Raw genomic sequence first — 10704 nt, 5'->3', positions numbered from 1 at the left:
CTGCGACCCCCCGTTACCCAGCGTAGCGGGGGGTTTTGCTTTTGCGGGTGGCATGTATAACGTCACGTCAATGTGCGAACAGCCACTGCCTGAGTGCTGCCGTTCTCCCGAAACCCGAAACCCGAAACACGAAACCGTGCAGTCAAATTCTGCGCACACAATACGATAATATCTTCCTGGTGATTGTATTGGCTGATGTCAACACAAGATAATCCTGTTCCGTTATAGGAGTATTCAGTCATGAATGATTATTCCGGAGCCAGAAATGAAATACAGAGTCATCGCAAGTGCATTCCTCATCATCGGTTTATTTACGGGTTGTGCGCATCAGCGTTATGCCGATAATTATTCCCATACCTATCCCAATCAGTATCCCGATTCTTATTCCACGAATGATTCACGCGGATATGCTCCCGGGTATCAGGGGCGGCAGGATTATTATCCGCCAGCTTCTCAGCCGTCTTACCAGAGTTCGTATATCGAGCAGGTGACTATCGTGGATGTGCGTGAGATCGTGACCGGCGGCGAGGCTTCCGGCGCTGGAACTGCATTGGGTGCGCTGATCGGCGGTGTGCTGGGGCATCAGGTCGGTAAAGGTAACGGGAACGATCTGGCGACCATCGGCGGGGCGATCGCCGGGGGCGTGATTGGCAATCAGGTTGAGCGGAATAATGCGGCACCCGGGCGGAAAACTGAGCTGACATTGCAGATGCGTAATGGCGAGCGCCGCACGATACTGGTTGATGGCTATCGTTACCGGGTTGGTGATCAGGTTTCTGTCACCTTCAGGAATGGTCAGTTGCAGCTGATGTGACAGGGTGTGTAGCGGCGGAGCATGTTGCCGCTAGTTATTCCGGCACGGTTGTCTTCCCCATCTGCAGCAGTGTCCCGAATGCGCCTTCGGGATACAATGTCGGGATATCTGTTTCATAAACCTGACATAGTGATGACCGAAAAAAAAACCATGCTGAGCGTTGCTGAAGCGCTGGACTTTTTACTATCTTCCATCAACGGCAAGACGCTGATCCGGGACATTGAAACAATCCCGACGCAGGACGCATACAACCGGATACTGGCTGTGCCGCAATTCTCACAGCTGAATGTGCCACCCATGGATAATACGCACATGGATGGCTACGCGGTTCGTGCCGCGGATTGTGTCAGTGGTCAGGCGCGTTTGCGTGTGGCACAGCGGATTCCTGCCGGACAGACAGGACAATATCTGCATCCCGGTACGGCGGCGCGGATTTTTACCGGCGCGATGATACCGGACGGTGCTGATGCCGTCGTGATGCAGGAGCAATGTCAGGCGGATGGCGATCATGTCGTGATTCAGCATTGCCCGCAGGCCGGCGAATGGATACGCCGTCAGGGAGAAGATATCCGCGCAGGTGCTGAAATCCTGCCTGCCGGCACCCGTTTGCGTGGCCAGGAACTGGGACTGGCTGCTTCGGTCGGACTGGCGCAACTGCCGGTATTACGCAGACCGAAGGTGGCCGTGTTTTTCACCGGTGACGAACTGACTATGCCGGGTGAAGCGCTGAAACCCGGTGCGATTTATAACTCCAATCGTTTTACTCTTACGGGTCTGTTACAGCATCTCGGTTGTAACATGACGGATTTCGGCATCGTGCCAGACACTCTGTCAGCGACACGCGACACCCTGCGTCAGGCGGCTCAGGAGCACGACCTGATCATCACGTCGGGCGGCGTATCGGTTGGCGAAGAAGACCACATCCGGCCAGCGGTCGAGGCGGAAGGGCGTCTGAATATGTGGCAGATTGCCGTCAAACCCGGTAAGCCGCTGGTGTTTGGCGAAGTCGGTCAGGCGTTCTTTCTCGGCCTGCCCGGTAATCCTGTATCGAGCTACATCACATTCCAGCTATTTGTGAGACCATTCCTGCTGCGTTTGCAAGGCGTGACAAAGGTCATGCCTCAGACTTTCAGCATGCGGGCTGATTTTGACTGGCTGAAACCCGATCGCCGCAATGAATTTTTGCGTGCCCGAGTGAATGTGCAAGGTGGCCTGGATGTATTTCCCAATCAGAGCTCCGGTGTGCTGACTTCCACTGTCTGGGGAGATGGGCTGGTGGATGTGCCGCCTTCTCAGGCGATTCATTCCGGTGACCTGGTGCGCTTTATTCCTTTCAGTGCATTTTAATGATGGGTAACATCATTGGCTGATCGGTTTCAGCAGACGTACATCCATCAATGTATTTCAGATTGTTTTGATTCGGTTGATCATGAAAATTCAATTACGTTTTTTTGCCAGTGTGCGTGAAAAGCTTGGTGTTTCTGAAGAAACTGCCGAGCTGCCGTCCGATGTGAAAACAGTCGGCGATGTGCGCGCCTGGCTGCGCGCGCGCGGTGGACTGTGGGCCGAAGTGCTGGCGGAAGACCGCGCCCTGCGCACTGCCTTTGAACATGTCATGTGCGATGCTGCGGAAGTAGTGACCGAAGGCTCGGAAGTGGCTTTTTTTCCGCCGGTCACGGGAGGATAAGCAATGACGGTCCGGGTACAGACTGAAGATTTTGATCTGAGCCGCGAGCTCGCCGCTCTGCGCCGTTCTAATCCGCAGATCGGTGCCGTTGTCAGTTTTATCGGCGTGGTACGCGACATGAATGCCGGACAGCAGGTCAACACCATGGAGCTGGAACATTATCCGGTCATGACGGAGAAGGCGCTGGAGCAGATCGTCCGGCAGGCCGGACAGCGCTGGCCGCTGATGGATACGCTGGTGATCCATCGTGTGGGCTTGTTGCAGCCGCTGGATCAGATCGTGCTGGTGGCAGTTGCGTCCGCACATCGCGGCGAGGCATTTGCTGCCTGTGAATTCATTATGGATTACCTGAAAACGCAGGCGCCATTCTGGAAAAAAGAACAGACCCCGGATGGCGCGCGCTGGGTCGATGCCCGCGAAGCCGATGATCAGGCGCTGATGAAATGGGGCATCGCCACGCAGAATACCGCGGCAGATTTTGACTTGCCGGAAGGAGAGGAACCATGAACTGGCTCGGTTGGCTGGCGGTCGGCAGCGGTGCTGCACTGGGAGCGTGGCTGCGCTGGGGACTGGCTTTATGGCTCAATGGCGTGCTGATGCAATTACCGGTGGGCACGCTAGCGGCGAATCTGGGTGGCGGTTACGTCATCGGACTGGCGGTGGCATTTTTTACGGCTTACCCCGATTTATCTCCTGCCTGGCGCTTATTTCTGGTGACAGGATTTCTGGGCGGGCTGACCACGTTTTCCACGTTTTCTGCCGAATCCATGACCTTGCTGCAGCGGGGGGAGTTCGGCTGGGCGCTGGCACACATCAGCGTGCATTTGTTCGGTTCGCTGCTGTGCTGCTTTGCCGGATTTGCCAGCTACCGTGCTATTACTGGCTAAAAAATGGGGAGTATGTGTGGTTTTCGCCTTATCCTCCTCATAAATAAAGGGCTTTAAAATATACTCGGGGGAGTATATTTTTGCCTGAAACAAGCTTTCTCCTCTCATCTTTACCATGCATATTGGACGGATCGGGCGGCGCATTTCGGATATTGCGCATCAATCGCGCCCCCCGTTCAACATAACCTACTGAGTTGACAACATGACGACCGAAGCCATGACCACCGTTTTCCCTGAAATCGAACCTTACCGGATCGGCACGCTGGCAGTCGATGCACTGCACACCCTGTACTGGGAAGAGTGCGGTAATCCGGACGGTCAGCCGGTGCTGTTCTTGCACGGCGGTCCTGGTGCCGGTACTTCGCCGGCGCACCGCCGCTTCTTCGACCCTGCGCATTACCGGATCGTCCTGTTCGATCAGCGCGGCGCGGGTAAATCGACGCCACTGGGTGAGTACCGGCATAACACCACGCCGCTCCTGATTGAGGATATTGAAAAAATTCGCGTCATGCTCGGTATTGAGCAATGGCTGGTGTTTGGAGGCTCCTGGGGTTCCACACTGGCGCTGGCGTATGGCGAGGCGCATCCGGAACGCTGTCTTGGCTTCATTTTGCGCGGTATTTTTCTGTGCACCAAAACCGAGGTCGAGTGGTTTGTGAATGGCATGCAGTATTTTTATCCCGAAGTGCATCAGCAATTTGCCGAAGGTGTGCCAGAAGCCGAACGGGGCAACCTGCTGCCAGCCTATGTCAAACGCTTGTTTTGCGATGACCCTGCGATTTACACCGAAGCCGCCCGGAACTGGAGCCGCTACGAAGGGTCCTGCCTGTTCCTGAAGCCACAGGCGGCAGCCATTGCCAGTTTTGAATCCGACGAGGTCAGCCTCGGTATCGGCCGTCTGGAAGCACACTACATGCAGCACGGCGCATTCATGGACGATGACGCCCTGATCCGCCATATCGGCAAAATCCGCCATTTACCTGCCGTGATCGTACAAGGCCGCTATGACGTGATTTGCCCGCCGGTCTCTGCTTATCGCCTGCATCAGGCATGGCCGGAAGCCGCATATCACGTCATCGGAGATGCCGGCCATGCTGCGATGGAGCCGGGGATCGCAGCTGCACTGGTGCGGGCGACGGAAGATTTTAAAATCCAGCGGAGGTTTTCCTGATTATTGCATTAGTTATTAATTTGGCATTGGCAAGAGTGCAGGTGTAATACAGAGTAGACTTCCTGATATCTGGAATCGAGGAGCGAGAAATGAATTACCGGGGCAGTTGCCATTGCGGCAGGGTTGCATTTGAGGTCGAAGGCGAGATCGACAGTGCTCTGGCATGTAATTGTTCGATCTGTCAGCGGAAAGGTTCCTTGCTCTGGTTTGTTCCGCGGGAAAAATTTCGCTTGCTGACGCCGGATGATGCCGCCAGCACTTACACTTTCAATCGGCACGTGATCCGCCACCGGTTTTGCCCGGTTTGCGGAATGCATCCTTACGCAGAGGGAACCGATCCACAAGGTCAGGCCGTTGCTGCGATCAATATTTGTTGCATCGAGAATATTGATCCTGCGGCTATCCCGGTTCACCACTACGACGGCCGCGCGATCTAGCAAAAAGCGCTCTGGCGGCCCGGTTCTCAGTGATGACAGCAGGCGCAATGCCTGTTGCGCACATCACTGCATTTTGTTGCCCATCACGCCGTCGGCAGGAAGTTGGCGGAGCGTGCAAAAAACCTGATATGGCGCAAACAATACGTAATTCAAGACGTATTTTTTTAAATTTGATTTGCCGCAAAAACAGGCAGGCAGTATCTTGCAGAATGCTTGAAATCAGCAAGGGCGTCCCAAATTGTAGCGGTAATTCATTATTCAGGAGCAGCAAATGCGTCTCGATAAACTCACTACCAAATTACAGGAAGCGCTGGCTGACGCGCAGAGTCAGGCTGTTGGCAATGACAATCAATATATAGAGCCGGTGCATGTGCTGCTGGCATTAATCAACCAGGAAGATGGTGGCAGTCGCTCGTTGCTGCAGCGGGCCGGTGTCAATGTCAATGGCTTACTGGCAGGGCTGAAAAGTGCGCTGGACCGTTTGCCGAAAGTCACTGGTACCGATGGGCAGGTGCAGATCGGTCGCGAGCTGACTGGTCTGCTGAATCTGGCGGACAAGGAATCACAAAAACGCGGTGACGAATTTCTCGCCAGCGAAATGATTCTGCTGGCGTTGACGGATGATAAATCCGAAGCCGGTAAACTGGCGCGTGAAAACGGCCTGACCCGTAAATCGCTGGAAGCAGCGATTTCTGCGGTGCGCGGTGGCGGCAACGTCAATTCGCAGGATGCCGAAGGTCAGCGCGAAGCACTGAAAAAATACACTCTCGATCTGACCGAAAGAGCCCGTCTGGGCAAGCTCGATCCGGTCATTGGGCGTGACGATGAAATTCGCCGTGCGATTCAGATCTTGCAGCGCCGCAGTAAAAATAATCCGGTCTTAATCGGTGAGCCTGGCGTCGGTAAAACCGCGATTGTGGAAGGGCTGGCGCAGCGTATCGTGAATGGTGAAGTGCCGGACAGTCTGAAATCCAAACGGGTTTTGTCGCTGGATATGGCGGCACTGCTGGCGGGCGCCAAGTTTCGAGGTGAATTTGAAGAGCGCCTGAAAGCGGTGTTGAAAGAAATTGCGCTGGACGAAGGGCAGACCATCGTCTTCATCGATGAACTGCATACCATGGTCGGCGCAGGTAAAGCAGAAGGCGCGATGGATGCCGGCAATATGCTGAAACCGGCATTGGCGCGCGGAGAGCTGCATTGCGTTGGTGCGACCACATTGGATGAGTACCGCAAATACATCGAGAAAGATGCAGCGCTGGAGCGTCGTTTCCAGAAAATTATTGTCGATGAGCCGACCGTCGAAGCGACGATTGCGATCTTGCGCGGCTTGCAGGAAAAATACGAAGTGCATCACGGCGTCGACATTACCGATCCGGCGATTGTGGCGGCAGCGGAATTGTCGCATCGCTACATCACCGACCGGTTTTTGCCTGATAAGGCGATTGACCTGATTGATGAAGCGGCATCGAAAATCAAGATAGAAATCGACTCCAAACCGGAGGTGATGGATAAGCTGGACCGCCGTCTGATTCAGTTAAAAATCGAACGTGAAGCGGTGAAGCGTGAAAAGGACGAGGCTTCCCATAAACGCCTGTCGCTGATTGAAGAAGAAATTGGCAAGCTGTCACGCGAATATGCTGATCTGGAAGAAGTCTGGAAAGCAGAAAAAGCGATGGTGCAGGGCAGTACGCACATCAAGGAAGAGATCGAAAAAATCCGTCTGCAAATGGACGAGGCAAAGCGCAAGGGCGACTGGCAAACCATGTCGGAACTGCAGTATGGTCGCTTACCTGAGCTGGAGGCGCAGTTAAAGCAGGCTGATGCGGCGACCGCCGGACAGGAAGGTACGCCCAAAAATAAACTGTTGCGGACACAGGTTGGCGCTGAAGAAATTGCAGAGATCGTGTCACGTGCAACCGGCATCCCGGTTTCCCGCATGATGCAGGGCGAGCGTGAAAAACTGCTGCATATGGAAGATGCCTTGCATGAGCGCGTGGTCGGCCAGCATGAAGCGATTGTCGCTGTGTCCGATGCGATCCGCCGTTCGCGTGCGGGGCTGGGTGATCCGGGGCGTCCGTATGGTTCTTTCCTGTTTCTTGGCCCGACTGGTGTCGGTAAAACGGAGCTGTGTAAGGCGCTGGCCAGTTTCATGTTCGATACCGAAGAATCACTGATTCGTATCGATATGAGTGAATTCATGGAGAAACACAGCGTGGCCCGTCTGATCGGCGCACCACCGGGTTATGTCGGCTATGAAGAAGGTGGTTATCTGACGGAAGCCGTGCGGCGCAAACCGTACAGCGTGATCCTGCTTGATGAGGTGGAAAAGGCGCATCACGATGTGTTCAATGTGCTGCTGCAGGTACTCGATGATGGTCGCATGACGGATGGTCAGGGGCGCACAGTGGATTTTAAAAACACAGTGATCGTGATGACATCGAATCTGGGCTCGCATCAGATTCAGGCAATGGAAGGCAGCGATCCTGAAGTGGTGAAGATGGCAGTCATGGGCGAAGTCAAAACCCATTTCCGGCCAGAATTCATTAACCGTATTGATGAGATCGTGGTGTTCCATGCACTGGATGCGAAAAATATCGGTGCGATTGCGAAAATACAGCTCAAAACACTGGAGCAGCGTTTGCAGCAGATGGAGATGGGACTGCAGGTCAGCGATGCTGCCTTGCTGAAAATCGCCGAGGCCGGTTTCGATCCTGTGTATGGCGCACGTCCTCTGAAGCGGGCGATACAGCAGGAAATCGAAAATGTCTTGTCGAAGCAAATCCTGCAAGGTAAGTTCGGTCCAAAAGACACGATCGTGGTGGATGCGAAAAACGGAGAGCTGGAATTCAGCAGGCAGTGACACCGTTTTTGTATTACCCGGTCAGGAAAGCAAGTTGGGGTGGCATGCAAATGCCGCCCCTTTTTTATGATGGATAACGGATTCTGTTATCGGTTGAAAAATGCAGAGGGCGGTTGTCCCAGCGTTTTTTTGAACATCGCAGAAAAGGCAGACTGACTGGTGTAGCCCAGTTCGGCGGCGACCTGTGACAGCGGCATGCCGCTGGCGATCAGCGGGGTGGCGCGCGCCAGCCGCATTTGCTGACGCCAGTTGCTGAAGCGCATGTGCAGCTCCCGTTCAAACAGGCGGCTCAATGTGCGTGGCGATGCGCCGACCTGTCGCGCCAGCTGATCCAGACTGGCATTGTTGGCCGGATTGGCCAGCAGGAGTTCGCACAGTGTCTTGAGACGCTTATCGCCCGGCATCGGCAGGTCAATCGGCAACGGTCTGGCGTGTTGCAGTTCATCGATAATGACTTGGGCCATTCTGCTTTCGCGCGCGCAGGCGCCATCGAATTGCGCCATGCCGGCAATCAGCTCTTTGAGTAACCCTGATACTTCAAGCACGACGCAACGCTGACCGGGAAAGGGGCTGGCATCGGCATGAATCTGCAGCACCCGTAACTGGGAATCAGCGAGTGTGCGGATTTCATGTGTGATCGTCGGCGGGATCCAGATTGCCCGCATCGGCGGGACAAACCAGATGGTGTTGTCGGCAATGACCTGCAGCATACCTTTGGGTGTGTAGGTCAGCTGTCCCCATGCGTGATGATGCGGCGCCAGATTGCGGGCGTTTTTCATATTTCGCGCCACCAGTCTGACCGGGCGTTGCCGTGTGGGATGGCTTTCCGGTGGATGGGGCTGGTAATGGGTGACGACTGGAACGGGCATAGGAGAATTTTCGGATTGGCAGTTTTGCGATAAATATTGACCTTCTATCTTAAATCAGCCGCGCATAATTTGCTTAGACTGTACGTATTGCCATCCCAGATGGTGTTAAAACCTGTCTTCTCTGCGCAGATGCAGGGAGTAGGATGTTTTTACCGGAGAGCTTATGAATACAACAATCGCTGCACCCGCGAACCTGAAACAGGACGCGATGGTCATCAGTCTGGTCGGCATCGCCCATGGAATTTCGCATTTTTTTCATATGATTCTGGCGCCTTTATTTCCGTGGATTAAAGAAGCCTTCTCACTGTCGTATGCCGAATTAGGATTGCTGATGACGGCGTTTTTCGTGGTGTCCGGAATCGGTCAGGCGCTGGCCGGATTTGTCGTTGATAAGCTGGGTGCCCGGGCCGTGCTGTTTTTCGGGATTACCTGTCTGGGCTTGTCCGCACTGGTGCTGTCTGCGGCGCAGCAGTACGGTATGTTGCTGGCGGGGGCGATGCTGGCCGGTGTGGGGAACAGCGTGTTTCATCCTTCCGACTACACTTTGCTGAATAAACGTGTTTCGCCGGCCCGGCTGGGATATGCGTTTTCCGTGCACGGGATTACCGGCAATCTGGGCTGGGCCGCGGCACCCGTTTTTCTGGTGACGATTGCGCAGTTCAGCAGCTGGCGCATGGCGCTGTTCTGCGCGGCATTTCTGCCGCTGATCGTGCTGCTTGTGTTGGTGATTTACCGGGATCTGCTGCATACCGGCGTGGCGCAACATGCTGCAGCGACTCAGCAGGCACATTCGGCAGGTGCGCTGGATTTTCTCAAAATACCGGCGGTCTGGATGTGTTTCGGTTTTTTCTTTGTCAGTGCGATGGCACTGGGCGGTATCCAGAGTTTTTCTGCGGCCAGCCTGCGTGATCTGTATGGCATGTCGCTGGCGTCTGCCACCACGGCATATACGATGTTCATGCTGGCTTCTGCGGGCGGCATGCTGTGGGGTGGTTTTCTGGCGGCACGTGCTAAAAATCATGACCGCACCATTGCGCTGGCCTTCAGTTTTGCCGGCATCTTTTCAGTTGTGCTGGCAACCGGCTGGGCCAATGCGCCGCTGGCGATTCTGCTGATGGCGGCAGTCGGTTTCGGGTCCGGTATGGCGGGGCCGTCGCGTGATCTGATGATCCGTGCTGCGGCTCCGAAAAATGCGACAGGGCGCGTCTATGGCATCGTGTATTCCGGTCTGGATTCCGGGCTGGCCGTTGCACCGCTGCTGTTTGGCATGATCATGGATGGCCGCCATCCCTCCTGGGTGTTCCTGTGCGTTGGCGCGTTCCAGGTGCTGGCGATCCTGACGGCGGTGAATGTTGGCGGACGTACCCGGGCATTGGCGGCTGCCTGATTGGCGGCTAGAATGGGGCGCATCAGCGACTTCATTATCCAACGAGGAACCCAGCATGAGCTTTGCAACCTGCGACATTTGTGACGCCAACGAAGATTTGTTAACCAGTGGCGAACTGGCCGCCATTCCGCCGGTATTTACCCGCTTTGGCGGAGTCAGCCAGTTTTGCGGACCGGCAGTCACCCTGAAAGCCTTTGAAGACAATGGCATGGTCCGGACGATACTGGAAACGCCCGGTCACGGCCAGGTGCTGGTGATTGACGGTGGCGGCAGCTTTCGCTGTGCGATGGTCGGCGGCAATCTCGGCGTGCTGGCAGAAAAAAACGGCTGGGCCGGGATCGTCGTCAATGGCTGCGTGCGCGATACCGAAGAGCTCAATGCCTGTGCGGTCGGCATTCGTGCACTGGCGGCGATGCCGGTCAAAAGTGTGAAGCGCGGCGGTGGCGAGCGTGATCTGAAAATTACGATTGCCAATACGGCCGTGCATCCCGGTGACTGGATTTATGCCGATGCCGATGGTGTGCTGGTCTCCAGAAAGCCGCTGCATACGAGTTGATTTTCTTGCGCCGCACACTGCATTGCGCAAGATGCA

11 protein-coding genes are annotated in these 10704 nt (G+C 55.2%); 10 read left to right on the top strand and 1 reads right to left on the bottom strand.

Annotated elements, in window-relative coordinates:
• Positions 1–265: 265 nt before the first annotated feature.
• From H8K27_RS13925 to clpB, 8 genes are all read left to right on the top strand, one after another.
• Positions 266–814: an outer membrane lipoprotein gene (locus H8K27_RS13925; RefSeq protein ID WP_230419324.1), complete on the top strand. Its 549-nt coding sequence runs from the start codon at positions 266–268 to the stop codon at positions 812–814.
• Positions 815–946: 132 nt separating this feature from the next.
• Positions 947–2161 (top strand): molybdopterin molybdotransferase MoeA, encoded by a 1215-nt coding sequence (locus tag H8K27_RS13920; protein WP_186863767.1) that lies wholly within the window; start codon positions 947–949, stop codon positions 2159–2161.
• 82 nt (positions 2162–2243) lie between these two features.
• On the top strand, positions 2244–2501 hold the full coding sequence (gene moaD, locus H8K27_RS13915) for a molybdopterin converting factor subunit 1 (RefSeq protein WP_186863766.1): 258 nt from the start codon (positions 2244–2246) through the stop codon (positions 2499–2501).
• A 3-nt stretch (positions 2502–2504) separates the two neighbouring features.
• On the top strand, positions 2505–3008 hold the full coding sequence (gene moaE, locus H8K27_RS13910) for a molybdopterin synthase catalytic subunit MoaE (RefSeq protein ID WP_186863765.1): 504 nt from the start codon (positions 2505–2507) through the stop codon (positions 3006–3008).
• A complete protein-coding gene (crcB, locus tag H8K27_RS13905) occupies positions 3005–3388 on the top strand; it encodes a fluoride efflux transporter CrcB (protein ID WP_186863764.1) in 384 nt (127 codons plus the stop codon). The genes moaE and crcB overlap by 4 nt, the downstream gene beginning before the upstream one ends.
• A gap of 202 nt (positions 3389–3590) precedes the next feature.
• Positions 3591–4559 (top strand): prolyl aminopeptidase, encoded by a 969-nt coding sequence (pip, locus tag H8K27_RS13900; RefSeq protein ID WP_186863763.1) that lies wholly within the window; start codon positions 3591–3593, stop codon positions 4557–4559.
• An 89-nt stretch (positions 4560–4648) separates the two neighbouring features.
• A complete protein-coding gene (locus H8K27_RS13895) occupies positions 4649–4996 on the top strand; it encodes a GFA family protein (protein ID WP_186863762.1) in 348 nt (115 codons plus the stop codon).
• Positions 4997–5267: 271 nt separating this feature from the next.
• Positions 5268–7856 carry an ATP-dependent chaperone ClpB gene (gene clpB, locus H8K27_RS13890; RefSeq protein ID WP_186863761.1) on the top strand — a complete coding sequence of 863 codons (2589 nt, stop codon included), beginning with the start codon at positions 5268–5270 and terminating at the stop codon, positions 7854–7856.
• 86 nt (positions 7857–7942) lie between these two features.
• Here clpB and H8K27_RS13885 read toward each other — a convergent pair whose 3' ends face one another.
• Positions 7943–8725, bottom strand: coding sequence for an AraC family transcriptional regulator (locus H8K27_RS13885; RefSeq protein WP_186863760.1), 783 nt, complete (start codon positions 8723–8725; stop codon positions 7943–7945).
• A 163-nt stretch (positions 8726–8888) separates the two neighbouring features.
• On the opposite strand from H8K27_RS13885, the gene H8K27_RS13880 reads away from it, so the two are divergent.
• Both H8K27_RS13880 and rraA read left to right on the top strand, forming a co-directional pair.
• The gene (locus H8K27_RS13880) at positions 8889–10112 is read left to right on the top strand and encodes an MFS transporter (protein ID WP_186863759.1); all 1224 of its coding nucleotides are present in this window, start codon (positions 8889–8891) and stop codon (positions 10110–10112) included.
• 55 nt (positions 10113–10167) lie between these two features.
• Complete coding sequence (rraA, locus tag H8K27_RS13875) at positions 10168–10668, top strand: ribonuclease E activity regulator RraA (RefSeq protein ID WP_186863758.1); 501 nt, start codon at positions 10168–10170, stop codon at positions 10666–10668.
• The last annotated feature ends 36 nt before the right edge of the window (positions 10669–10704 follow it).

It is taken from the genome of Cognatundibacterium griseum, from assembly GCF_014284195.1.
GTDB lineage: Bacteria > Pseudomonadota > Gammaproteobacteria > Burkholderiales > Burkholderiaceae_D > Undibacterium > Undibacterium griseum.
Note: the sequence above shows the minus strand (reverse complement) of the source record. Positions and strands in the feature narration are given on the sequence as shown.

Coding starts and splice junctions, on each gene's coding strand:
- H8K27_RS13925 (WP_230419324.1), top strand. CDS start 266: ATGAAATACAGAGTCATCGCAAGTGCATTCCTCATCATCGGTTTATTT.
- H8K27_RS13920 (WP_186863767.1), top strand. CDS start 947: ATGACCGAAAAAAAAACCATGCTGAGCGTTGCTGAAGCGCTGGACTTT.
- moaD (WP_186863766.1), top strand. CDS start 2,244: ATGAAAATTCAATTACGTTTTTTTGCCAGTGTGCGTGAAAAGCTTGGT.
- moaE (WP_186863765.1), top strand. CDS start 2,505: ATGACGGTCCGGGTACAGACTGAAGATTTTGATCTGAGCCGCGAGCTC.
- crcB (WP_186863764.1), top strand. CDS start 3,005: ATGAACTGGCTCGGTTGGCTGGCGGTCGGCAGCGGTGCTGCACTGGGA.
- pip (WP_186863763.1), top strand. CDS start 3,591: ATGACGACCGAAGCCATGACCACCGTTTTCCCTGAAATCGAACCTTAC.
- H8K27_RS13895 (WP_186863762.1), top strand. CDS start 4,649: ATGAATTACCGGGGCAGTTGCCATTGCGGCAGGGTTGCATTTGAGGTC.
- clpB (WP_186863761.1), top strand. CDS start 5,268: ATGCGTCTCGATAAACTCACTACCAAATTACAGGAAGCGCTGGCTGAC.
- H8K27_RS13885 (WP_186863760.1), bottom strand. CDS start 8,725: ATGCCCGTTCCAGTCGTCACCCATTACCAGCCCCATCCACCGGAAAGC.
- H8K27_RS13880 (WP_186863759.1), top strand. CDS start 8,889: ATGAATACAACAATCGCTGCACCCGCGAACCTGAAACAGGACGCGATG.
- rraA (WP_186863758.1), top strand. CDS start 10,168: ATGAGCTTTGCAACCTGCGACATTTGTGACGCCAACGAAGATTTGTTA.